The organism is Trabulsiella odontotermitis (genome assembly GCF_030053895.1).
In the GTDB taxonomy this organism is placed as follows: Bacteria; Pseudomonadota; Gammaproteobacteria; order Enterobacterales; family Enterobacteriaceae; genus Trabulsiella; species Trabulsiella odontotermitis_C.
On sequence record NZ_CP125781.1, the window covers coordinates 2,988,496 to 3,012,414 of the forward strand.

Annotated in this window: 24 protein-coding genes; 15 read left to right on the forward strand and 9 right to left on the reverse strand. The window is 54.7% G+C overall.

Features of this window, described 5'->3' with window-relative positions; translation table 11 throughout:
• Window positions 1-3 precede the first annotated feature (3 nt).
• A complete protein-coding gene (locus QMG90_RS14305) occupies window positions 4-2,367 on the forward strand; it encodes a glycoside hydrolase family 31 protein (protein WP_283280301.1) in 2,364 nt (787 codons plus the stop codon).
• A 91-nt stretch (window positions 2,368-2,458) separates the two neighbouring features.
• Here the strand turns inward: QMG90_RS14305 and QMG90_RS14310 are convergent, their stop codons facing one another.
• Entirely contained in the window at window positions 2,459-4,054 is a 1,596-nt protein-coding gene (locus tag QMG90_RS14310; RefSeq protein WP_283280302.1) for an ABC-F family ATPase, read from the reverse strand.
• A 269-nt stretch (window positions 4,055-4,323) separates the two neighbouring features.
• Here QMG90_RS14310 and ldtB point away from each other — a divergent pair, with 269 nt between their 5' ends.
• Complete coding sequence (gene ldtB / locus QMG90_RS14315; protein ID WP_283280303.1) at window positions 4,324-5,244, forward strand: L,D-transpeptidase; 921 nt, start codon at window positions 4,324-4,326, stop codon at window positions 5,242-5,244.
• A gap of 48 nt (window positions 5,245-5,292) precedes the next feature.
• Here the strand turns inward: ldtB and QMG90_RS14320 are convergent, their stop codons facing one another.
• The 5 genes from QMG90_RS14320 to mntR all read right to left on the reverse strand — a co-directional run bounded on the left by QMG90_RS14320 (window position 5,293) and on the right by mntR (window position 10,265).
• Window positions 5,293-6,009, reverse strand: a complete 717-nt coding sequence (locus QMG90_RS14320) for a GntR family transcriptional regulator (protein ID WP_283280304.1) — start codon at window positions 6,007-6,009, stop codon at window positions 5,293-5,295.
• Window positions 6,010-6,011: 2 nt separating this feature from the next.
• Entirely contained in the window at window positions 6,012-7,385 is a 1,374-nt protein-coding gene (locus tag QMG90_RS14325) for a glycoside hydrolase family 1 protein (RefSeq protein WP_283280305.1), read from the reverse strand.
• Window positions 7,386-7,543: 158 nt separating this feature from the next.
• Complete coding sequence (locus QMG90_RS14330) at window positions 7,544-8,584, reverse strand: aldo/keto reductase (protein WP_283280306.1); 1,041 nt, start codon at window positions 8,582-8,584, stop codon at window positions 7,544-7,546.
• Window positions 8,585-8,685: 101 nt separating this feature from the next.
• Entirely contained in the window at window positions 8,686-9,795 is a 1,110-nt protein-coding gene (locus QMG90_RS14335) for an SLC13 family permease (protein WP_283280307.1), read from the reverse strand.
• Window positions 9,792-10,265, reverse strand: a complete 474-nt coding sequence (gene mntR / locus QMG90_RS14340; protein WP_283280308.1) for a manganese-binding transcriptional regulator MntR — start codon at window positions 10,263-10,265, stop codon at window positions 9,792-9,794. The genes QMG90_RS14335 and mntR overlap by 4 nt, the downstream gene beginning before the upstream one ends.
• Before the next feature lie 185 nt (window positions 10,266-10,450).
• Here mntR and mntS point away from each other — a divergent pair, with 185 nt between their 5' ends.
• Window positions 10,451-10,576 carry a manganase accumulation protein MntS gene (mntS, locus tag QMG90_RS14345; RefSeq protein ID WP_283280309.1) on the forward strand — a complete coding sequence of 42 codons (126 nt, stop codon included), beginning with the start codon at window positions 10,451-10,453 and terminating at the stop codon, window positions 10,574-10,576.
• Window positions 10,577-10,859: 283 nt separating this feature from the next.
• Window positions 10,860-12,443 (forward strand): phosphoethanolamine transferase, encoded by a 1,584-nt coding sequence (locus QMG90_RS14350; protein ID WP_283280310.1) that lies wholly within the window; start codon window positions 10,860-10,862, stop codon window positions 12,441-12,443.
• A 64-nt stretch (window positions 12,444-12,507) separates the two neighbouring features.
• On the opposite strand, the gene ompX is transcribed toward QMG90_RS14350, so the two are convergent.
• Window positions 12,508-13,023 carry an outer membrane protein OmpX gene (gene ompX, locus QMG90_RS14355; protein WP_283280311.1) on the reverse strand — a complete coding sequence of 172 codons (516 nt, stop codon included), beginning with the start codon at window positions 13,021-13,023 and terminating at the stop codon, window positions 12,508-12,510.
• Window positions 13,024-13,139: 116 nt separating this feature from the next.
• Here ompX and QMG90_RS14360 point away from each other — a divergent pair, with 116 nt between their 5' ends.
• The 7 genes from QMG90_RS14360 to ybiO all read left to right on the forward strand — a co-directional run bounded on the left by QMG90_RS14360 (window position 13,140) and on the right by ybiO (window position 19,830).
• Window positions 13,140-13,472, forward strand: a complete 333-nt coding sequence (locus QMG90_RS14360; RefSeq protein ID WP_283280312.1) for a hypothetical protein — start codon at window positions 13,140-13,142, stop codon at window positions 13,470-13,472.
• Window positions 13,378-14,265 carry a threonine/homoserine exporter RhtA gene (gene rhtA / locus QMG90_RS14365; protein WP_283280313.1) on the forward strand — a complete coding sequence of 296 codons (888 nt, stop codon included), beginning with the start codon at window positions 13,378-13,380 and terminating at the stop codon, window positions 14,263-14,265. Before QMG90_RS14360 ends, rhtA begins: the two co-directional genes overlap by 95 nt.
• 130 nt (window positions 14,266-14,395) lie before the next feature.
• Complete coding sequence (gene dps / locus QMG90_RS14370; RefSeq protein ID WP_038159856.1) at window positions 14,396-14,899, forward strand: DNA starvation/stationary phase protection protein Dps; 504 nt, start codon at window positions 14,396-14,398, stop codon at window positions 14,897-14,899.
• Between the two features lie 359 nt (window positions 14,900-15,258).
• On the forward strand, window positions 15,259-16,005 hold the full coding sequence (gene glnH, locus QMG90_RS14375) for a glutamine ABC transporter substrate-binding protein GlnH (protein ID WP_283280314.1): 747 nt from the start codon (window positions 15,259-15,261) through the stop codon (window positions 16,003-16,005).
• A gap of 93 nt (window positions 16,006-16,098) precedes the next feature.
• Window positions 16,099-16,758, forward strand: coding sequence for a glutamine ABC transporter permease GlnP (glnP, locus tag QMG90_RS14380; protein ID WP_038159854.1), 660 nt, complete (start codon window positions 16,099-16,101; stop codon window positions 16,756-16,758).
• Window positions 16,755-17,477, forward strand: coding sequence for a glutamine ABC transporter ATP-binding protein GlnQ (glnQ, locus tag QMG90_RS14385; RefSeq protein ID WP_283280315.1), 723 nt, complete (start codon window positions 16,755-16,757; stop codon window positions 17,475-17,477). The genes glnP and glnQ overlap by 4 nt, the downstream gene beginning before the upstream one ends.
• A 127-nt stretch (window positions 17,478-17,604) precedes the next feature.
• Window positions 17,605-19,830: a mechanosensitive channel protein gene (gene ybiO / locus QMG90_RS14390; RefSeq protein ID WP_283280316.1), complete on the forward strand. Its 2,226-nt coding sequence runs from the start codon at window positions 17,605-17,607 to the stop codon at window positions 19,828-19,830.
• Here ybiO and rlmF read toward each other — a convergent pair.
• Window positions 19,827-20,753 carry a 23S rRNA (adenine(1618)-N(6))-methyltransferase RlmF gene (gene rlmF / locus QMG90_RS14395; RefSeq protein WP_283280317.1) on the reverse strand — a complete coding sequence of 309 codons (927 nt, stop codon included), beginning with the start codon at window positions 20,751-20,753 and terminating at the stop codon, window positions 19,827-19,829. The two genes, ybiO and rlmF, sit on opposite strands and share 4 nt — an antisense overlap.
• 95 nt (window positions 20,754-20,848) lie before the next feature.
• Between rlmF and QMG90_RS14400 the strand changes: the two genes are divergently transcribed.
• From QMG90_RS14400 to ybiJ, 4 genes are all read left to right on the forward strand, one after another.
• Window positions 20,849-21,463, forward strand: coding sequence for a flavin reductase family protein (locus QMG90_RS14400; RefSeq protein ID WP_283283970.1), 615 nt, complete (start codon window positions 20,849-20,851; stop codon window positions 21,461-21,463).
• Between the two features lie 162 nt (window positions 21,464-21,625).
• The gene (locus QMG90_RS14405; protein ID WP_283280318.1) at window positions 21,626-21,889 is read left to right on the forward strand and encodes a YdgH/BhsA/McbA-like domain containing protein; all 264 of its coding nucleotides are present in this window, start codon (window positions 21,626-21,628) and stop codon (window positions 21,887-21,889) included.
• A 127-nt stretch (window positions 21,890-22,016) separates the two neighbouring features.
• Window positions 22,017-22,283: a DksA/TraR family C4-type zinc finger protein gene (locus QMG90_RS14410; protein WP_283280319.1), complete on the forward strand. Its 267-nt coding sequence runs from the start codon at window positions 22,017-22,019 to the stop codon at window positions 22,281-22,283.
• 283 nt (window positions 22,284-22,566) lie between these two features.
• Window positions 22,567-22,827 carry a DUF1471 family protein YbiJ gene (gene ybiJ / locus QMG90_RS14415; RefSeq protein WP_038159842.1) on the forward strand — a complete coding sequence of 87 codons (261 nt, stop codon included), beginning with the start codon at window positions 22,567-22,569 and terminating at the stop codon, window positions 22,825-22,827.
• 112 nt (window positions 22,828-22,939) lie between these two features.
• Here the strand turns inward: ybiJ and ybiB are convergent, their stop codons facing one another.
• Window positions 22,940-23,905: a DNA-binding protein YbiB gene (gene ybiB / locus QMG90_RS14420; protein WP_283280320.1), complete on the reverse strand. Its 966-nt coding sequence runs from the start codon at window positions 23,903-23,905 to the stop codon at window positions 22,940-22,942.
• Window positions 23,906-23,919: the final 14 nt, after the last annotated feature.

Here is a 23,919-nt window from a genome sequence, read left to right on the forward strand (position 1 = left end):
ATTATGAAGACGCTTAAACACTGGACTTTTGAAACGCAGTCAGCCCATCACGTTGAGTTGAAGGTTGACGGCCAACATAGCCTGTGTCTGTACATGCTGGAAGAAAATCTGTTTCGCGTGCTGATCAAACGCAACGGCGAGCTGGCGCTGGACAGAACCTGGAGTATTGCGCCAGCGCAGGATGTTCCCTGGGAGGGCCGTCCCCGCGAGGATCTGAGCGGCTTCACCTGCCCTGCCTGGACGCTGGCACAGCAGGACGATCAGTTAACCATCGCCACTCAACAGTTGCGCGTGACCGTACATCAGCCGCTGTGGCTGGAGTGGCATTATCGTAACGACGCCGGTGAGTGGCAGTACCTGGCTGGCGATCGCCCGACCAGCGCTTACCTGCTGAACGCCCACGGTGACGGCGTGGCGCACTATCTCAGCCGTCGCAAAAACGAGCGCTTCTATGGCCTCGGGGAAAAAGCAGGTGATCTACAGCGCACCGGTAAACGCTACGAGATGCGTAATCTGGATGCCATGGGCTATAACGCAGTCAGCACCGATCCGCTGTATAAGCACATTCCGTTCACCATCACCCGCCGCGACGATATCAGCATGGGACTGTTCTACGACAACCTGAGCAGTTGCTGGCTGGATCTGGGTAACGAAATCGACAACTATCACACCGCCTACCGCCGCTGGCAGGCCGAGGCGGGCGATATCGATTACTACATTTTCACCGGCAAACGCGTGCTGGATGTCACCAAAGCCTTTGTGCGCCTGACGGGTAAAACCTTCTTCGGGCCGAAGTGGAGCCTGGGTTACAGCGGCTCAACCATGCACTACACCGACGCGCCGGATGCGCAAAACCAGCTGATGAATTTTATTCGCCTGTGCGAAGAGCATGCGATCCCCTGTGATTCGTTCCAGCTCTCATCCGGCTATACCTCGATCAACGGTAAGCGCTACGTCTTCAACTGGAACTACGACAAAGTGCCGCAGCCGAAGGTGATGAGTCAGGCGTTCCACGACGCCGGTCTGCATCTGGCGGCTAACATCAAGCCGTGTCTGCTGCAGGATCACCCGCGTTACCACGAGGTCGCGGAGCGTGGTCTGTTCATCCGTGATTCCGAATCGAATGCGCCGGAACGTTCCAGTTTCTGGGATGACGAAGGCTCCAACCTCGATTTCACCAACCCGGAGACCGTGGCCTGGTGGCAGGAAGGCGTCACCACCCAGTTGCTGGAGATGGGGATTGATTCAACCTGGAACGACAACAACGAATTTGAGGTCTGGGATGGCGAAGCGCGCTGTCACGGCTTCGGCAACGAGATTGCCATCAAACACATTCGCCCGGTGATGCCGCTGCTGATGATGCGCGCCTCAATGGAAGCGCAGCAGCGTTTTGCGCCGGAGAAACGCCCGTACCTGATCTCCCGTTCCGGCTGTGCCGGGATGCAGCGTTACGTGCAGACCTGGAGCGGCGATAATCGCACTCACTGGGACACCCTGCGCTACAACACCCGCATGGGCGTCGGGATGAGTCTTTCCGGGCTGTATAACGTCGGTCATGATGTGGCCGGGTTCTCTGGCGACAAGCCCGACGCCGAGCTGTTCCTGCGTTGGGTGCAGAACGGAGTGATGCATCCGCGTTTCACCATTCACTCATGGAATGATGATCAGACGGTCAACGAACCCTGGATGTATCCGGCGATCACCCCGGCGATCCGCAGCGCCATTGAGTTGCGCTATCGTCTGCTGCCCTATCTCTACACTCTGCTGTGGCAGGCGCATGCCGATGACGAGCCGATGCTGCGCGCGACTTTCCTCGATCACGAGCACGATGAGCAAACCTTCGAGGAGTGCGACGACTTCCTGCTTGGCCGCGATATTCTGGTCGCCAGCGTTGTGGAGCCGGGTCAGCGCAAACGCCGCGTGTGGCTGCCGGCTAACGAATCCGGCTGGTACGACTTTTACAGCAGCGAGTGGTTCTCCGGCGGCCAGTGGGTGACGCTGGATGCGCCACTGGAAAAACTGCCGCTGCTGGTCCGCGCTGGTGCTGGTCTGCCGCTCAGCGAGCGCATCACCTATGTTAATGCTGCGAAAGACGATCGCCGTGAACTGCGCCTGTTTCCGCTGAAAGGCGTGGGTACCACCCGTGGTTTGCTGTTTGAAGATGACGGTGAAAGCTGGGGTTACAAAGACGGCAACGCCCTGTGGCTGGAGTGGGAAATGGTGTGCGACGGCGCCACCATTAACCTGAAGGTGAACACCCGCGGCGATTATCGTCCGGCGTGGAAAACGCTGAAAGTAACGATACCGGCAGAGGAAAAACGGAAACTGCTGATTAACGGCGTTGAAGGAATTGAGTGGGTGTTTTGAGTAATTGATTGCCGGGTGGCGGCTGCGCCTGACCCGGCCTACAACATTCGAACCGTAGGCCCGGTAAGCGTAGTGCCACCGGGCTTTGTTTTTACCCGTCGATCCCTTTACTGCGCAGATAATCTTCATAGTTGCCGCTGAAATCCACCACACGCTCTGGCGTAATTTCAATCACCCGGGTTGCCAGCGAGGAGACGAACTCGCGGTCATGCGAAACGAAGATCAGCGTGCCCTGGTAAAGTTCCAGCGCCATGTTCAGCGATTCGATCGATTCCATATCGAGATGGTTGGTCGGTTCGTCCATCACCAGGATATTCGGTTTTTCCATCATCAGCTTACCGAACAGCATACGGCCTTTCTCCCCACCGGAGAGCACTTTCGCTGGCTTTTTGATGTCGTCCTGGCTGAACAGCAGACGCCCGAGAATGCTGCGCACCGCCTGCTCGTCATCGCCTTCCTGCTTCCACTGGCTCATCCAGTCGAACACCGTCAGGTCGTTTTCGAATTCGTATTCATGATCCTGCGCGTAATAGCCAATCTGCGCATTCTCAGACCATTTTACGGTGCCATTGTCCGGTGGCAGCTCACCGACCAGCGTTTTCAGCATGGTGGATTTACCCACGCCGTTGGCACCGAGGATCGCAATCTTCTCGCCCACTTCCAGCAGCAGATTGAAGTTTTTAAACAGTGGGCCGTTGTCGAAGCCTTTCGCCAGCGCTTCCACTTCCAGCGCGTTGCGGAACAGTTTCTTGTCCTGCTCGAAACGAATAAATGGGTTCTGGCGGCTGGACGCTTTGACTTCATCCAGTTTGATTTTGTCTATCTGACGGGCACGGGACGTTGCCTGGCGGGATTTCGACGCGTTGGCGCTAAAGCGGCTGACGAACGATTGCAGGTCGGCAATCTGCGCTTTCTTCTTGGCGTTGTCGGCGAGCAGACGTTCGCGCGCCTGGGTGGCCGCCGTCATGTATTCGTCGTAGTTACCCGGATAAACGCGCAGCTCGCCGTAGTCGAGATCCGCCATGTGCGTACAGACCATATTGAGGAAGTGACGGTCATGCGAAATGATGATCATGGTGCTGTCGCGCTCGTTCAGCGTCTGCTCCAGCCAGCGAATGGTGTCGATGTCCAGGTTGTTGGTCGGTTCATCAAGCAGCAGAATATCCGGGTTAGAGAACAGCGCCTGCGCCAGCAGCACACGCAATTTCCAGCCTGGCGCCACTTCGCTCATCGGGCCGTAATGCTGCTCGACAGGAATACCTACGCCCAGCAGCAGTTCACCGGCGCGGGATTCGGCGGAGTAGCCGTCCATCTCGCCGTATTTCACTTCCAGATCAGCCACTTTGTAGCCGTCTTCCTCGCTCATTTCGGCGAGCGCGTAGATGCGGTCGCGTTCCTGCTTCACATCCCACAGTTCCGCGTGGCCCATGATCACCGTGTCGAGCACGGTAAAGTTTTCGAAGGCAAACTGGTCCTGACGCAGTTTACCGATGCGCTCGTTAGGATCGAGCGACACGTTGCCCAGCGTCGGTTCTAAATCGCCGCCGAGAATTTTCATAAAGGTGGATTTACCGCTACCGTTGGCGCCAATCAGGCCGTAACGGTTGCCGCCGCCAAATTTGACGGAGATATTTTCGAACAGCGGCTTACTGCCAAACTGCATGGTGACGTTGCTGGTGACTAACACGGAGATATCCTGAACGATGTGACAAACCGCTTATTATGCCACTGTCTGGCCTTTTTTTCACGGTTACGGCGAATTTCGTTTCCTGCCGCTTCCATTGTTCCGAATTTGTCGCCAGCGTGTACAACAACGGCTACAGTAGCAATCAGGATGAAAAATACTGATTTCGTAGACATCTGAATTCCCTGTTTGCTGGAATGCACATATAATGCGCTCCCATCTGAGGTCTTAATTCTCCAACAACGCCAGTGTGGCAAACTATTTCGCACAACATGAATATGAAATTATCGACAGTTTTTGCGGCTGCTCTGGCCGTTGTAGGCTTTTGTAATACTGCGTCAGCTGTGACGTATCCCCTTCCTACCGACGGCAGCCGTCTGGTAGGGCAAAACCAGGTCATCACGGTGCCGGAAGGCAACGACCAGCCGCTGGAGTATTTCGCCGCGGAGTACCAGATGGGCCTGTCTAACATGCTGGAAGCCAACCCGGGCGTCGACACCTTCCTGCCGAAAGGCGGCACCGTGCTGAACATTCCGCAACAGCTGATCCTGCCGGACACCGTGCATGAAGGTATCGTGATCAACAGTGCCGAAATGCGTCTGTATTACTACCCGAAAGGCACCAACACCGTTATCGTGCTGCCGATTGGTATCGGCCAGTTAGGCAAAGATACGCCGATCAACTGGACCACCAAGGTAGAACGTAAGAAAGCCGGTCCGACCTGGACCCCAACCGCGAAGATGCACGCCGAATACCGCGCTGCCGGTGAACCGCTGCCTGCCGTTGTTCCGGCGGGCCCGGATAACCCGATGGGCCTCTATGCGCTGTACATCGGTCGTCTGTATGCCATCCACGGCACCAACGCCAACTTTGGTATCGGTCTGCGCGTGAGCCACGGTTGCGTACGTCTGCGTAACGATGACATCAAATTCCTGTTCCAGAACGTACCGGTCGGTACCCGTGTTCAGTTTATTGATGAGCCGGTAAAAGCCACCACCGAGCCGGATGGCAGCCGCTACATCGAAGTTCACAACCCGCTGTCCACCACCGAAGCGCAATTTGAAGAAGGTGAAATTGTGCCGATCTCGCTGAACAAATCTGTGCAGCAGGTAACTGGTCAGTCTGACGTTGATCAGGACGTACTGAACCAGTCGATTCAGGCGCGTTCCGGAATGCCGGTTCGTCTGAACTAATTACCAGGCAGGACAAAAAAAGGCGGATTATCATATCCGCCTTTTTTATTATCCGTTATTCACAATCACCATGCCGCCGTGATCGTAGCGGTAATGGCAACGGGCGTACTCCAGCGGCGTGCCGTCCTCAAGATAGATAACCTGCTCCACTTCCAGAACCGGGTCAGTGACGTCACAGTGCAGATGCTGCCGGTCCAGTTCATTGGGCTTCAGCGCACGTACCACGCGCCGGGAGCCCATCAGCTTTAGTCCTAACGTCTCCTGAACGTAGCGAAAGACCGAGCTTTCCAGGTGCGATTTATTGAGACCCGGCACCAGCGCTACCGGCATGACGGTTTCATCGAGCGACACCGGTTCGCCGTTAAGCAACCGCAGACGGGCAAAGTCATACACTGGTGCGTCAGCATCAATCAACAGCGCACTCTGTTCATTTTCACTGGGAAAACGCAGTTCAAAGCGCAACACCTGGCTTTCCACCGGGCCGACGTGCTCCCAGGTTTTGGTGGCGCCAAAGTAGTCGCTACCGGCCAGATCCCACTGCGAAAGCTGACTGTAGTTTTTGCGGATAAACGTTCCCTGCCCCTGACGGGTATAGACCAGCCATTCGACAATCAGCTGGCGCATCGCCTGCTGGATGGTCATCCGGCTGGTACTAAACTCCGCTGCCAGCGCGTGCTGGTCAGGCAATGGCGCATTCGCCGCGTACTGCTGGCTGTCAATGCGCTTTTTGATTTCCCGCGCGATGGCGAGATATTTGGCGGTCATCGTTACATCTCTTCGCCGTTGCTGTGAATGGCGCGCTTCAGCCAGGCATAGCTTTTCTTCGGCACGCGTTTGAGATCTTTAAGATCGTGATTATCACGGTTTACATACACCACGCCGTAGCGTTTGCGCATATCACCCTGCGAACTGAGGATATCAATCAGTCCCCAGCCAAGATAGCCAATCACCTCGGCGCCGTCCTCAAAAATCGCCGCTTTCATGGCGTTGATATGATCGCGATGATACTCAATGCGGTAGTCATCATCGACCGGGTTGACGCCGTCCCAGGCTTCAATCACGCCAATCCCGTTTTCAATCGGGAATACCGGCAGTCGCCAGTCGTTGTAATAACGGGTGATGATAGTGCGAAAGCCCAGCGGATCAATCTGCCAGTTCCACTCGGTCGCTTTCAGGAACGGGTTATCCTTCATGCCATACGTCAGATAATCATTCACCGCCGTTCCCGCCGGGATCACGTCACTGTCGAGGGTACGACTGGCATAGTAGCTGAACGCCAGATAATCGCATTTTGTGGTGGTGAGCAACGCCAGATCGGCAGGCTGATAAATATCGGTAAACCCTTCACGCTCCACCACCGCCAGCACTTCCGGGCTGTAGCCTTCCCCGGCATAAACACGCAGCAGGTTCTGGTTGGTGAATTCGTCGTACTGCTGTGCACAAAAGACATCCTGCGGTTTGCAGGTCGCCGGATAGACCAACTGGTGTGCCAGCATGCCGCCCATGAGCGCCGCAGGTTGGGTATCGTGCAGATAGCAGGTCAGGTGTACGTGCGCCATCATCACATGATGCTGGATCTGGTACAGTTCGCGCAGCGTGCGGTCGCCACGCATGTAACCGGAAATGAGAAACGCATCCGGCATGTGGTAAAGATTTTGTTCGTTAAAGGTCAGCCACCATTTCACCCGATCGCCAAAACAGTCGATCATTTTCTGACCGTAGCGAATAAAGGCCTCCATCACCCGGCGGTCGGTAAAACCGTTGTATTTTTCTGCCAGCGCCAGCGGCATGTCGAAGTGATAAAGGCAGATCATCGGCTCAATGCCGCGGGCGATGAGATCATTGATAAAGCGATCGTAAAAGGCGATGCCTTCGTCGTTAAATTCGCCATCGCCGGTCGGGCAGACGCGGCTCCAGGCAATCTGGAAGCGGTAGCAGTTCATGCCCAGATCTTTCATCAGATCGAAATCTTTCGGGTAGCGGTGATACGAATCGGTGGCGACTTTCCAGTCGGAGGCAAATTCGCGCGGCTCGCGTATGTCATATACCGACATCCCCTTCCCGCCCTCGTTCCATGCGCCTTCCGTCTGCATGCTGGACACCGAGTTTCCCCACAAAAAATTGGCTGGCAGTCGATTCATCTCTCGCACCTCTTAATATGACTAGTCATTTAATATGATATGACTAGTCATATTAAACCTGAACACTATTCGGGCAAATGAAAAGCACGCTTTTTGTGATCCAAAATAAAAAAACCGGGCACCCCTGCTGGCGTACCCGGTTCTGAATCGTTCTTGCGTTATTTGGATGTCAGTTGATTACGGCGATATTCGCCCTGACGTTCCAGCATCCAGCCAGGATACTCACGCGGCAGTTCGCTGACGTCATTCAGCTGTTGCAGCTCTTCAGCCGTGAAGCGAATATCCGTCGCCGCCAGGTTATCCTGCAGTTGATCCGCACGTTTAGCACCGATAATCACGCTGCTGACCACTGGCTGATGCAACAGCCAGGCAAGCGCAATCTGCGCGACGGAAACACCTTTGTTTTCCGCGATGGTACGCATGACGTCCACGCAGTCGAACGCACGGTCTTTGTCCACTGGCGGGAAGTCAAATTCCTGCCGACGACCGCCGCTTTCGCTTTGCCCGTTGCGGTCATATTTACCGCTCAGCAGACCGCCCGCCAGCGGGCTCCAGACCATCAACCCGACGCCTTCGCTTTGCATCATCGGCACCAGTTCACGTTCCAGGTCGCGCCCGGCGATGGTGTAATACGCCTGCAGCGACACAAAGCGCGCCAGCCCAAGCCTGTCGGAAATACCCAGCGCTTTCATGATTTGCCATGCCGCCCAGTTCGATACGCCGATGTAACGTACATGGCCCTGCTGGACAAGGCTGTCCAGTGCATGGAGCGTCTCTTCCATCGGCGTTGCCGGGTCAAAACCATGCAACTGGTAAAGGTCGAGATGATCCAACTGTAAACGGCGCAGGCTCTCTTTGACGCTATTGATGATGTGATAGCGCGAGCTGCCGCGCGAGTTAACGCCCGCCGTGCCAGTCTCGCCAAACACCTTGGTTGCCACTACTACGTTTTCGCGTGGCACTTTCAGGTTTTTCAGCGCCTGACCCGTGATCTCCTCCGAACGTCCTTCGGAATAGACGTTGGCGGTATCAATAAAGTTAATGCCCGCATCCAGCGCGCTGCCCACCAGTTGTTCGGCTTCTGCCTGACGCAGCTGGCCAATCTTGCCCCACATGCCGCCTTCACCACCGAATGTCATGGTGCCGAGGCACAGTTCAGACACAAATAACCCGGTATTGCCTAGTTTCTGGTATCTCACAGGAGTCTCCTCGAATTGAATGATGCGAGTGCCCTATAGTTATAGCCAGTGACGGGTATTTGCGAATGGGGCAATTCTGCCCGTTTCTTGCCTGATCCTCTTTATATGCTGCGCAGCAACAGATAACCGACGAGGGTCGCCCAGGCCAGAACCGGCAGTGAATAGAGGTGAAAACGCCACCAGATGCGGCGATCGTTCGCCATCCGCAGGGCAATGAGATTAGCCAGCGATCCGGGTAATAATCCAAACCCGCCGACGTTAACCGCCCAGGCGAGCAGGGCTGTTGGTGGTATGTAATTCAGCAGCAGAATGGTAGAGGGGACGTTACTGATAAACTGCGACAGGCCAATGGCGGTCAGCCACAGGCCACCGTCGGAGAATTTACCGACGCCGGTCAGAAGATGATGCAGCGAGGGAAGCTGCGTCAGCAGATGCACATCGATAAACATCGCCACAAACACCAGCAACAGCGACCTGTCAACACTCAGCACCACACGCCTTGCCAGTAACAGGAACCCGACGGCGATCAGCGCCAGCCCCCACAGTTCCAGTTTCAGCTCCAGCGCCACCAGAAAGATCAGGTAAAACGCCAGACAACTCCAGACTAAAACCGGCGACCACTGCGGCGAGCGATCGCTGCTCTGAAAGACCAGCGTTTTTGCCGGGAAACAGAACCAGCACAGCACCAGCAGCGTCAGCATCATGGCCAGCGCCAGCGGAAACATTTGACCGATAAACGCGACGAATGAAAGACCGGAACGCCCCCATAACAGGATGTTTTGCGGGTTACCGATGGGGGTTAGCAGCGAACCGGCGTTAACCGCCAGCGCTTCGAAAATAATCAACCGGTTGACCGGGATCGCACACCATTTTTTCAGCGTCAGGGTGAGCGGTACGATGATAAATAGCGCGACGTCGTTGGTTAAAAAGGTGGACAGCAACGCGGCAGCCAGCACCATAAAGAGGGCGATTTGCCGTTCGGTGACAAACCGGCGCGCCATTTTTCGCCCGAGCACGTCAAAATAGCCGCTCTGCTCCACCCCTTTGGTGAGCAGCATCAGACCGCTGAGGGTGATAATTGTGTGCCAGTCAATGGCGGCAGGCCATTTCTGCGGGGCGAAGGGAACCAGAAAACTGAGCAGAATGCCAATAACAACCAGCAGGTGCAGGAATCGATCACGCGCCAGCGCGCGCAAAAACGGCAGATTCATTCAGAGCGTTGCCCCTGCCTGAGAGTGAACTGGTGAAAGACGTCGAGAGTTTCCTGGCTGACATGATGCTCGATGCCTTCGGCATCGCGACGCGCAATCTCCGGGCTGACGCCAAGCACCAGCAGGAAGTTTTCAACAATATGGTGGCGAATGCGGCTCTCCTCCGCCAGGCGTTCCCCTTCCGCGGTCAGGAACACGCCGCGCCATGGGATCTGTTCAATCAGCCCGACGCTCGCCAGCCGCTTGAGCATTTTCGCCACCGTCGGTTGCGACACGCCGAGGCGAGCAGCCATGTCAACCTGACGGGCTTCCCCCACTTCACGGATCAAATCGGAAATCAGTTCGACATAATCATCAATCAGCTCGCGACGATGCGCCTCCCGCACCTGGCGAAAAGCTTCGACGTGCTCTTCCACATTCACCAGATGCGTTACTTTTTTCTTCACTGGCGGCCCCTCGCGACGACTCATTGTGCTTCCTCATTCATGCAACGCGTCAAAGCATCATATAAAGAAGCACCATTGTAAAGGATTGCACCCATAGCACAAAAATTTAACGTGTTAGCAATAGCTATATAATATAGCCTGTGCTATATCTGTATATAAGACGAACATTCTTCATGGACGGAAGAAGCCACAGGTCCCGGGAGGTTGCCATGAATGAATTCAAGAGGTGCTTACGCGTGTTTACTCACTCTCCTTTTAAAGTCCGGTTGATGCTGCTGAACATGTTGTGCGGCTACATCAACAACAAACCGCAACAGGATAAACCTTCCCACTAAAATGCGGCGTCGCGGTACGCCGCTTCATTTTTTTGTCACAATCCCCTGCCAGACTGGCGTTAGCATCACAAAATTCGCCTGTTTTTTTACGGATTTGCAAACTTCCTCGCAAAACATTTGCTTACCGGTAGTTGACCTTCTCATAGCGCCGCTCTATCTTCGTGCAGCCCTGCATGGCTTATGGCATTCAGCTGAGAACCTTTCTCGTTTTTCTCGCACTATCCCGGCAGGTTTTAACCCTTGACGCCAGGGGAAGCACATGGCGTTTTTATGATAGTGACCTATGAATTTAACCCTGAAAGATTCACTTGCTGCCCGCGGTGTGACATTAAGCCCGTGGACAGGTTTTTATGTTCTGCAATCTCTGCTGATTAACCTCGCGCTGGGTTACGCCTTTAGTGCGCTCTATACGGTGGCGTTTGCCTGCGTTCTGCATTTATTGTGGCGCACGTTTCCGCGCGTACAAAAAGCGCTCATCGGAGTCTATTCGCTGGTAGCGGCCTTCTATTTTCCGTTCGCGCAGGCGTACGGCGCGCCGAACTTCAATACCCTGCTGGCGCTGCATTCCACTAATATGGAAGAGTCGACGGAAATCCTCACCATCTTCCCGTGGTATAGCTATTTTATCGCCGTCTTTATTTTTGCCCTCGGCGTGATTGCCGTGCGCCGCAAAATTACCGAGCGCACACCGTGGGGTAAATTGCAAATGCTGGCGCTGGTCTTCTGCGCCGGGACGATTTTCGTCCAGCCGGTGCAAAATCTGGCGTGGGGTGGCGTATTTAAAGTGATCGATACCGGCTACCCGGCGTTTCGCTTTGTGAAAGACGTGATTGTCAGCAACCATGAAGTGCTCGATGAAAAAGCGCGGATGGCGGAGCTGTCCGGCATGAAAGATACGTGGAATATCGTGGCGGTGAAGCCGAAATATCACACCTATGTGGTGGTGATTGGCGAAAGCGCGCGCCGCGACGCACTCGGCGCCTTTGGCAGTCACTGGGATAACACCCCGTTCGCCAGCCACATCAACGGCTACCTGTTTACCGATTATGTGGCAGCCAGCGGCTCCACACAGAAATCGCTCGGCCTGACCCTCAACCGGGTGGTTGACGGCAAACCCCAATATCAGGATAACTTCGTCACCCTCGCCAATCGCGCGGGTTTCCAGACCTGGTGGTTCTCGAATCAGGGGCAGATCGGCGAGTACGATACCGCCATCGCCAGCATCGCGAAACGGGCCGATGAAGTACAGTTCCTCAAAAGCGGCGATTTCGAAGCGGATAAAAACACCCGCGACGAAGCCCTGCTGAAAATGACCGCGCAGGTCTTTTCCAGCGAGCACACCCAACCGCAGCTGATTGTGCTGCACCTGATGGGCTCGCACCCGCAGGCGTGCGACCGGACGCAAGGGAAATACGCGGAGTTCGTGCAGTCGAAAGAGACGTCATGCTATCTCTATACCATGACACAAACCGATGAACTGCTGAGCAAGCTGTACACGCAACTACGCAATACCGGCGACAGCTTCTCGATGGTCTATTTCTCCGATCACGGGCTGGCGTTTAAAGAGCGTGGGAAAGAGGTACAGTATCTGGCACATGACGACAAGTTTCAGCAGAACTTCCAGGTGCCGTTTATGGTGCTTTCCAGTGACGACAAGTCACACCGCATCATTAAAGCGCGGCGTTCCGCGAACGATTTCCTGAGCTTCTTCTCTCAGTGGACAGGCATCAAAGCGAAGGAGATCGCCTCCCGCTACCGTTTCATTTCCGAGCAGAAAGCGGGCCCGGTGTATATCACCAACTTCAAATTGCAGAAGGTGGATTACACCCATCTCGGCACCGACATTTTCACGACCAACACCCGTTAAGCAGTAACGCGCAGGCAAAAAAAATCCGCCCTATGAGGCGGATTTTTTATTATCACCGAAGTGATTAGAAACGGTAACCAACGCCTGCGATCCAAGTGCCAACGTCAACGTTACGGATGCGAGACTGCTCATAGGAAACGTCCAGAGCCACGTTCTCGATCGGGTTGAACTGGAGACCAGCACCGTAGGAGAAGCCGTAATCGCTGGTGTCAGACTTGCTAGCCGGGAAGTCGTTCGCCTGGAATTTACCGTAGCCAACACCCACTACACCGTAGATGCTTGCCCAGTCGTTGATGCGGTAAGCCGGACCCGCAGTGATACCGTAGTACTGACCTTTGTTGTAAATGCCGTTTTCGGTACGATCTTTTTCAGTGTAAGTAAAGGAACCGATAACACCGAGCGGGTTGCTGTCGTCGAACTCGTAACGGTACTTCAGGTTGAAACCGTTCGCTTTGTTAGCAACGCCCTGCATATCGCTCTGAGCGTAACCACCAGTAACGGTAGAAGTACCTGCAACAGCAGAACCTGCGGAAACAGCCAGAACTGCGGCCAGTGCTGAAAGACATGCAATTTTTTTCATAACCACCTCAAATGTGCTTCAAGTAAATCCTAAGTTTTAAATATATCAAAAATTGTTAAGAAACTCTTTCCACTTTACGCTGTCTAAAGGCCCATTTCATGTAACTAAACGTTTCCATGGCTGACTATACCTTTCAAAAATCAGCGAATTTACCGAATATTACGCCATTATTACGAGTATTACACCCGCACCTCATCCAGATTAATCCTAATTTTGTAGCGCAAAAATCCGACAGCGTGGCGACATTCTACGACTTTCCGGCTGCTTTTTTTTCAACAATAGCTAAACCGCAAAGGGGTTATTCATTTACACTGACGGTTTTACTTCCTTTGACAAAAACTGACAGGAGAAAGGATGCCTGCGCCGTCCCGCACCACGCCAGCCTGGTTGCCAATTCTGGTGATAATCATAGCGATGTGCTCTATTCAGAGCGGCGCGTCGCTGGCTAAATCGTTGTTTCCGCTGGTTGGGGCTCCGGGGGTCACCGCGCTGCGACTGGCGCTGGGCACGCTGATCCTGGTGGTGATTTTTAAGCCGTGGCGGCTGCGTTTTGAAAAATCAAAGCGTCTGCCTCTGCTTCTGTACGGGTTGTCCCTCGGCGCGATGAACTACCTGTTCTATCTCTCCATTCAGCGCATTCCGCTGGGCATCGCCGTGGCGCTGGAATTTACCGGGCCGCTGGCCGTCGCCCTGTTCGCCTCCCGCCGTGCCGTTGATTTTGTCTGGGTGATCCTGGCCGTGGCCGGGTTATGGTTTCTGTTGCCGCTGGGCCAGCAGGTCGCGCATGTTGATCTCCTCGGTGCCGCACTGGCGCTGGGCGCCGGGGCTGGCTGGGCAGTGTACATTCTGACCGGTCAGCGCGTGGGCGAAGAGCATGGCGCGGCAACGGTTTCCGCCGGTTCACTGATTGCCGCGATCGTGTTTGTCCCCATCGGCGTGATGCAAACCGGCGATGCGCTGTGGCACTGGTCGCTGCTGCCACTCGGGCTGGCGATTGCGGTCCTCTCCACGGCGCTGCCTTACTCGCTGGAGATGATCGCTCTCACCCGACTGCCGACACGCACGTTTGGCACACTGATGAGCATGGAACCCGCGCTGGCGGCAATCTCCGGGATGATTTTCCTCAACGAGACGCTCACCTTTACCCAGTGGCTGGCGCTGCTGGCGATTGTGACGGCATCGATGGGCTCCGCGTTAACGGTACGCGGTAGCAGTACGATTAAAGAGGTGGATATCAGCTAATTCCTGACAGCAACATACATTTTCCACTATCAAACCGATAGGTACAGCGTGAATCGTACTGTCCGGATCCGGTGCTATACTTATTTCCGTTAATTATCGGGGATAATACATTTCAAGAGGATATGAGATTATGGCTACCGCTAAACTGGTAAAAACTAAAACATCTAATCTGCTTTATACTCGCAACGATGTATCGGATAGTGAAAAGAAAGCCACGGTTGAGTTGCTCAACCGCCAGGTCGTTCAGTTCATTGACTTGTCGCTGATCACTAAACAAGCCCACTGGAATATGCGCGGCGCGAACTTTATTGCAGTGCATGAAATGCTGGATGGCTTCCGTACTGCGCTGACCGACCATCTGGATACCATGGCAGAACGTGCCGTTCAGCTTGGTGGCGTGGCGCTGGGTACCACTCAGGTCATCAACAATAAAACACCGCTGAAAACCTACCCGCTGGATATTCACGACGTTCAGGATCATCTGAAAGAGCTGGCTGACCGTTATGCTGTTGTGGCGAACGATGTGCGCAAAGCCATCAGCGAAGCGAAAGACGAAGACACGGCGGATATCTTCACCGCAGCGTCCCGTGATCTCGATAAATTCCTGTGGTTTATCGAATCCAACATCGCGTAATTCAACATGCCACACTGAAGCCCTCCACCCTTGTGGGGGGCTTTGCACATATATGGTGCAAACTTCTGCACCATTTCTCGCCAAAGTAAATTAATTGTAATAATCACTTCACAGAATCGTTAACAAAAGATTGTTTTATCACCGGCTCTTGCGTTAAAAAACACCTTCTGTCGCGGTGCGGTAAAACTGCACCAAAATGACGCCCCATAACGGTGCACACAAGCTGAATGCTGCCCGTTATCGTGCATTGCCAGTTTCTTCCGTTGTTATAAAACAACAAGTTACAAACATGGCACGATTTTTTCATATTGCCCTGTGTTCTCGCAGGGGATCGCCCCGTGGATAAAAAAGGAAATTCTATGAAGTCTGTACTCAACGTTTCACTGGCTGCACTGACCCTGGCTTTTGCGATGTCCTCTCAGGCCGCGGAAAAACAACTGGTTGTCGCGACCGACACCGCATTTGTCCCGTTTGAATTTAAGCAAGGCGATAAGTATGTCGGCTTTGACGTCGATCTGTGGGCGGCTATCGCGAAAGAGCTGAAACTCGATTACACCCTGAAACCGATGGATTTCAGCGGCATCATTCCGGCGCTGCAGACCAAAAACGTCGACCTGGCGCTGGCGGGCATCACCATTACCGAAGAGCGTAAAAAAGCGGTCGATTTCTCTGACGGCTACTACAAAAGTGGTCTGCTGGTGATGGTTAAAGCCAACAACAACGACGTCAAAAGCGTGAAAGACCTGGACGGTAAAGTAGTAGCAGTGAAGAGCGGTACCGGTTCGGTTGACTACGCGAAAGCCAATATCAAAACCAAAGATCTGCGTCAGTTCCCGAACATCGATAACGCCTATATGGAGCTGGGAACCAATCGTGCGGACGCAGTGCTGCATGACACGCCGAACATCCTGTACTTCATCAAAACCGCGGGCAACGGTCAGTTCAAAGCCGTGGGCGAATCGCTGGAAGCGCAGCAGTATGGTGTCGCATTCCCGAAAGGCAACGACGAACTGCGTGAGAAAGTGAACGGCGCGCTGAAAACCCTGCACGAAAACGGTACGTACAACGAAATCTATAAAAAATGGTTCGGTTCTGAACCTAAATAATTCTGCCTGAATTCAGGTTTGTAACGCCCGGTGGCGCTTGCGCTTACCGGGCCTACGTTTTTCGTTTTTCACCACGGTATACAGGAACTTATCATGCAGTTTGACTGGAGTGCCATCTGGCCTGCCATTCCGCTTTTGATGGAAGGCGCCAAAATGACGCTGTTGATCTCAGTTGTCGGCCTGATTGGCGGCGTGATCATCGGTCTGGCAGCAGGTTTTGCGCGCTGCTTTGGCGGCTGGATTTCCAACCATATCGCACTGGTCTTCATCGAAGTGATCCGCGGCACCCCGATCGTCGTGCAGGTGATGTTTATCTACTTCGCCCTGCCGATGGCGTTTACCGACCTGCGCATTGATCCGTTCAGCGCCGCCGTCGTCACCATCATGATTAACTCCGGCGCCTACATCGCGGAAATCACCCGTGGCGCGGTATTGTCTATTCATAAGGGCTTTCGCGAAGCCGGTCTGGCGCTGGGGCTGTCCCGCCGCGAAACCATTCGCCATGTGATCCTACCGCTGGCGCTGCGCCGTATGCTGCCGCCGCTCGGTAACCAGTGGATCATCAGCATTAAAGATACCTCGCTGTTTATTGTTATCGGCGTCGCCGAACTGACCCGTCAGGGCCAGGAGATCATTGCGGGTAACTTCCGTGCCCTGGAAATCTGGAGTGCGGTCGCCGTGTTCTATCTGATCATCACCCTGGTGCTGAGCTTCATTCTGCGTCGTCTTGAAAGAAGGATGAAAATCCTGTGATTGAATTTAAAAACGTCTCCAAGCACTTTGGCCCGACCCAAGTGCTGCATAACATCGATCTGAACATCAAACAGGGTGAAGTGGTGGTGATTATCGGTCCGTCAGGCTCCGGTAAATCGACGCTGCTGCGCTGCATCAACAAGCTGGAAGAGATCACCAGCGGCGAGCTTATCGTCGACGGTCTGAAAGTGAACGATCCGAAAGTGGACGAACGCCTGATTCGCCAGGAAGCCGGCATGGTGTTCCAGCAGTTCTACCTGTTCCCGCATCTGACGGCGCTGGAAAACGTCATGTTTGGCCCGCTGCGCGTGCGTGGCGCGGATAAAGCCACCGCCGAGAAACAGGCGAAAGATCTGCTGGCGAAAGTGGGGCTTGCCGAGCGCGCGCACCACTACCCGTCTGAGCTTTCCGGTGGTCAACAGCAGCGCGTCGCGATTGCCCGCGCGCTGGCGGTAAAACCGAAAATGATGCTGTTTGATGAGCCGACTTCGGCGCTGGATCCGGAACTGCGTCATGAAGTGCTGAAGGTGATGCAGGATCTGGCCGAAGAAGGCATGACGATGGTGATTGTCACCCACGAAATCGGCTTTGCTGAGAAAGTGGCTTCCCGTCTGATTTTCATCGATAAAGGCCGTATCGCGGAAGATGGCGACCCGCAGGCGTTAGTCAAAAACCCACCGAGCCAGCGCCTGCAGGAATTCCTGCAACACGTTTCCTGATAGTCCTCCCCGCTCTCTCCCCGCCGGGGAGAGAGTCATTACCTCACCAGATTGTTCTCAAAACCCGCGCGCTGGCGTCTGCCTTCTATACTTATCATTTTGTTGGACATTTTCGACGGAGGCTATCGTGCCGTGGGTTTTCCTCTTCCTTTTCGCACTGTTCAGTGCGCCGCTACAGGCGGTGACGATCCCGGGGGTCACCTCCGGCGCCTCGTCTGACGCCAGTCAGGCGTCTGTCCAGGAGCCCGATCTGGCGCAGAAAAAAGCGGCCTATGCGGCGCTGGCTGATGTCCTGGAAAACGACACGTCGCGCAAAGAACTGATCGAACAGCTGCGCCAGGCGGCAGCCACGCCGCCCGCAGAACAGGTGCCGAAAATCATCCCGCCGGAGGTTACTGAGCAAAAAACAGTGCTCGAAAACGTCACCGATGTCAGCCGTCACTATGGCGAACAGCTTTCATCGCGCTTCGCCCAGCTCTGGCGCAACATTACCGGCTCGCCACATAAGCCGTTTAACCCGCAAACCTTCACCAACGCCCTGACCCATTTTCTGCTGCTGGCCGCGCTGGTGTTCGCCATCTACGGCCTGTTACGGCTCTGCGCGCTACCGCTGTACCGCAAAATGGGGCAATGGGGGCGACGGAAAAACCGCGAGCGCAATAACTGGCTGCAATTGCCGTTGATGATCGTTGGCGCGTTTATTATCGACCTGCTGTTGCTGGCATTCACATTATTTATCGGCCAGATGCTGAGCGATAACCTGAACGCCGGCAGCCGCACCATCGCCTTTCAGCAGAGCCTGTTTCTCAATGCCTTTGCGCTGATCGAGTTTTTCAAAGCGATTCTGCGGTTGGTTTTTTGCCCCCGGGTTCCCGAGCTGCGACCGTTTAATACGCAGGATGACGTCGCGCGTTACTGGAATCTGCGGCTGAGCACACTGAGCAGCCTTATCGGCTACGGGTTGATTGTGGCGGTGCCGATTATCTCTAACCAGATCAACGTGCAGGTGGGTGCGCTGGCAAACGTGGCGATTATGCTGGTGATCACCCTCTGGGCGCTGCGGTTGATTTTCCGCAACAAACAGAATATCACCCACAGCCTGCAACAACTGGCTGACCATTCGCTGCCCTTTTTCAGCCTGTTTATCCGCGCCTTTGCGCTGGTGTGGCACTGGGTAGCGAGCGCCTATTTTATCGTGCTGTTCTTTTTCTCGCTGTTCGACCCCGGCAACAGCCTGAAATTTATGATGGGCGCGACGGTGCGCAGTCTGGCGATCATCAGTATTGCGGCTTTCGCGTCCGGCATTCTTTCCCGCTGGATTGCGAAAACCATCACCCTGTCGCCGGAAACGCAGCGCAGTTATCCTGAGCTGCAAAAACGACTTAACGGCTGGATCTCCGCGTCATTAAAATTCGCCCGCTTCCTGATTGTCTGCGTTGCCGTCATGATGTTGCTCAGCGCCTGGGGGCTGTTCGATTTCTGGCAATGGCTGCACTACGGCGCGGGGGAGAAAACCGTCGATATCCTGATCCGCATCGCGCTGATCCTCTTTTTCTCTGCGGTGGGCTGGACGGTGCTCGCCAGTCTTATCGAAAACCGCCTCGCGTCAGATATTCACGGTCGCCCGCTCCCCAGCGCGCGCACCCGGACGCTGCTGACACTGTTTCGTAATGCGCTGGCGGTAGTCATCAGTACCATCACGGTGATGATTGTGCTGTCGGAAATTGGTGTGAATATCGCCCCGTTGCTGGCCGGTGCCGGGGCGCTGGGTCTGGCAATCTCGTTCGGTGCGCAGACGCTGGTGAAAGATATCATTACCGGGATCTTTATTCAGTTTGAGAACGGCATGAATACCGGTGATCTGGTGACCATCGGACCGCTGACCGGGACGGTGGAGCGGATGTCAATTCGGTCTGTTGGCGTGCGTCAGGATACCGGTGCGTATCACATCATTCCCTGGTCGTCGATCACCACCTTCGCTAACTTTGTCCGCGGCATTGGTTCGGTAGTGGCGAACTATGACGTCGATCGTCAGGAAGATACGGATAAGGCCAACCAGGCGCTGAAAGATGCCGTCGCTGAGCTGATGGAGCAGGAAGAGATCCGCGGTCTTATCATCGGCGAACCGTCGTTTGCCGGACTGGTGGGGCTGACCAATACCGCGTTTACCCTGCGCGTCTCCTTCACCACCCTGCCGCTGAAGCAGTGGACCGTGCGCTTTGCGCTCGACACGCAGGTGAAAAAACACTTCGACCGCGCGGGCATTCGCGCGCCGGTACAGACCTACCAGATGCTGCCGGTCAGCGGCGCCGCACCCGAAGGCCAGCCACCGCCGCAGGAGCCGACGCTTTAACGCGGGCGCGAGGCGAAACGGCGACGTTGCTCGTCATTCATAAAGGTCCAGGCGATAAAGCGACTCTGCTTTTGTCCCTGGGCCATCTCTTTTTTCACCACCTTCACGGTACCTGCCTGCGTCAGCGCGCGGTACAGCTCCGGCAGATTATCGCCACGAGAAACCAGCGAGGTGAACCACATCACCTGACGCGCGAACTGCTGACTTTCGGCAATCATTTTACTGATGAAGGCCACTTCGCCGCCCTCGCACCATAATTCCTGCTGCTGACCGCCAAAGTTGAGTGCATCGTTTTTGTCCTGCCCCAGATTGCGGCGTTTGCGCTCGCTGCCCTGACGCGCGGCGGCGGCAGAATCATGGAATGGCGGGTTACACAGCGTAGCGTCGTATTCTTCATTTTTATGGATGATGCCACTGAAAATCTGCTGTGTATTTTTCTGCCTGCGCAGGCGGATCTGACGGCTCAGCCCGGCATTGCCGCTGACAATCGCCTGTGCGCTGGCAAAAGCATCGGCATCCACTTCGCTGCCGGTAAAACGCCAGCCGTATTCATGCGCACCAATCAGCGGATAAATGCAGTTGGCACCGATGCCGATATCGAGAACGGTAGCATTGCGCGGGATCTCGCCGGTCGTTTCGCCCAGCAGATCCGCCAGATGGTGAATGTAATCAGCGCGCCCCGGTACTGGCGGGCAGAGAAAACCATCAGGAATGTTCCAGTGCTCCACACCATAAAAATGCGCCAGTAACGCTTTGTTCAGCGCTTTCACCGCCAGCGGATCGGCAAAATTGATCGTCTGCTCCCCCGCCGGGTTGAGCGTTAAAAAAGGCGCCAGTTGGGGGCTGGTCTGGCTCAGCGCGGTGAGATCGTAGCGGGTGTTGTGACGGTTACGCGGGTGCAGTCCCGGCTTCTGGGCATTCATGGCTTTCTCCTGTTTTCCGCGCGTAAGATACCCGTTGACGGCGGCGGGGTAAATAAGTGAGGCTGGAGAAAATCATGACGACAACAAGGTGCGCTATGTATTTCTATCAACCTTCGCAGGGACACGGACTGCCACACGACCCGCTGAACGCCATTATCGGCCCGCGCCCTATCGGCTGGATCGCCTCCCTCGACGCACAGGGACGACGCAACCTGGCGCCCTACAGCTTCTTCAATTGTTTTAACTATCGTCCGCCGATTATCGGTTTCGCCAGCAGCGGCTGGAAAGACAGCGTACAGAACATCGTGGAAACGAAGGAATTTGTCTGGAATCTGGCGACACGAGACCTTGCCAGCGCCATGAATGAAACCTCCGCCAGCCTGCCCCACGGCGAAGACGAATTTGCTGTCGCAGGCTTAACCCCGGCGGCAAGCCGCTTTGTGAAGGCGCCACGCGTGGCGGAAAGCCCGGTCAATTTTGAGTGCAAACTGTCACAATGCATTCAGCTCACCGCCGCCGACGGCACCCCAGTCGAAAGCTGGCTGGTGCTGGGCGAAGTGGTTGGTATTCATATTGATGAAAGATTACTTGAAAACGGCATTTATCAGACCGCCAGAACTAATCCGGTACTGCGCGCAGGCGGCCCTACCGCGTATTACACCATTAGCGATAGCCACCGGTTCGACTTAGTCCGGCCGGATGCCAGATAACTCTTCATAAAACAGCCACTTCCATGTGGCTGTTTTGTCAACGAAATGTCAGTTTTTGTTGTTCAAAAAATACGCATTTCACCATCAATTTTTTGCGCGCATCCTCGCTTCGTGACCACCTACACTTCTATAGTATTCCGTCGAAACAGAGAGGTTGTCACCATGAAAAGAAGTCTTGCGTTGATTGCTGCTGGCGCGTTAGCCGCCTTCTCTTTCGCGTCACAGGCGGAGCCACAGCAACTGAACCGGGGTGAGACCGGGCAGCTACGTCCGGCCGGTACGGTGTCCGTGAGCGGTGCCAGCAGTCTTGATGAGCTGCAGGCTAAACTGGCAGAAAAAGCCCAGGAAAAAGGGGCAACGGGCTATGTGATTAACGGTGCCAGCGGTGAAAACAAAATGTTCGGTACGGCCACCATCTACAAATAATGCCCTTTTTCCCCGCCATCAGAATGCACTCACACCGTGGGTGCATTATTTTTATCTGTCTCTTGTTTGTTTAATTTTTGACCACATATAATAGATTACGATGATGTGACAATGTCGGAGGTGAGACATGGCTTCAGGATGGGCAAATGATGATGCCGTTCAGCAACAAATCGACAGCACGGTTGATGATGCCGTCGCGCGCGTGAGAAATGCTATTTCAGGTGGTGAAAGCCTCAAATTTTGTGATGAATGCGCAGAGGCGATCCCGGAGGCACGCAGAAAGGCCGTGCCGGGTGTCAGATACTGCATCAAATGCCAGCAGCAGAAAGATTTACATAACTCTACGTTTTCGGGATATAATCGCCGTGGTTCAAAGGACAGCCAGCTTCGCTGACAAATCCTTACCTGTTTACACAGAATAACTCAACGTCTTTACTTCCACGATTTCTGGCGAAATAAGTCGCATTCCGTGCCTTTTTCGCCAGGTGATCGACTTCACACTTCCTTTCTGTGCGTTTTCGAAAAATAATTTATTAATAATCAATAAATTATTATTGATTCAAATTATTTGATGAAGACTATCAATTATGTTCGATTTTCTCCATCGACTAAAAACGTGATACTCATCACATCGACGGAACATCGTCCTCTACAAAACAACCTGCGAGAATCTGAACATGAAAAACGTTAAATATGCTGTTGCTGCCATCGCCCTGTCTACGCTCTCCTTTGGTGCTTTCGCTGCTGATGCCGTTTCTCCGGCGCAGGCGCAGGGCATGAATAAAATTGGTGTGGTTTCCGCTGAAGGCGCAAGCACGCTGGATGGTCTGGAAGCAAAACTGGCTGAGAAAGCGGCTGCTGCAGGCGCAACGAGCTACAGCATCACGTCCGCTAACACGAATAACAAAGTGAGCGGTACTGCCGTTATTTACAAGTAAGCCACATACCCTCTGTGTTGATTAACCCTCATTAACCCTGTTTGTTACCCTTGCTTGCCCGTCCTCGCCACTGGACGGGCTTTTTTTTGCTCTTTTTCCGGCAATCAGCCCGTTACCAGCATTCCGCCACACGAGCCAGCCCTGCTTCAAGGCTTGCGACTTCGCCGGTCGCCAGTAAACAGCAGGCGAGCTGAATTTTCAGCGACTGCGGCACCGGCTCGCTGCCCGCCACGCAGCGCTCAATCCAGTGCGCGGTGATCAGCGGATCTTTCGACGCGGGCAGGATGACGTCGCGGTTATCTTCGCTCTGGCGCTCAACCAGTACCTGCACACCGTTTTCATCGATCAGATTAATCTGCGGGCAACGCTGCGGGCTGGCATACACTTCGCCTTCGGTGCCATGCAGCAAAATGCCACGTCCGCCGATATCAGTGAAAAAGCTGGCAACACGGGTGACATATTCCGGGTGAGAGACACTCGACAGGCGCAGCGCGGCGCTTTCCGCAAACGGGGTTGCCAGTTTCGCCAGCGTGTGCGCGCTGTTACGTACGCCCATCCGCCAGCGCATCGCCAGCTGTTTTTCCATCGGTGGGCACAGCGCGCTGACTGGCATATAGACCGGCTGATGACCTTCCAGTTTGGCCTGCGCCTGCCCGGCGTGGCGCGTAGCCTCGATGCCGATCATCTCGAAAATGGTTTCCGTCAGGATGCGGGTGGGATCTTCACTCACGCCATGCACCACCACCGGAAACCCGAGCTTGTGCAGTAGCATGGCGAGCAGCGGCGTGAGGTTGGCCTGTTTGCGCGCGCCGTTATAACTGGGGATAACGATCGGCATTGGCTTTCCGACCGGAGGCGTCAGGCGGATAGTCTGCTGCTGCATCGCCTCATAAAAGCCGCGCATTTCCGCTTCACCCTCGCCCTTAATCCGCAGCGCAATGAGAATACCGCCCATTTCAAGATCCGGTACATCGCCTTCCAGCATTCGCGTATACAGGGCGCGCGCGGTATCGAAATCGAGGTCGCGCGCATGATGCTTTCCTCGCCCGACTTCTTTGATGATAGTGCGATAATCCATGTTAACTCCTTGCC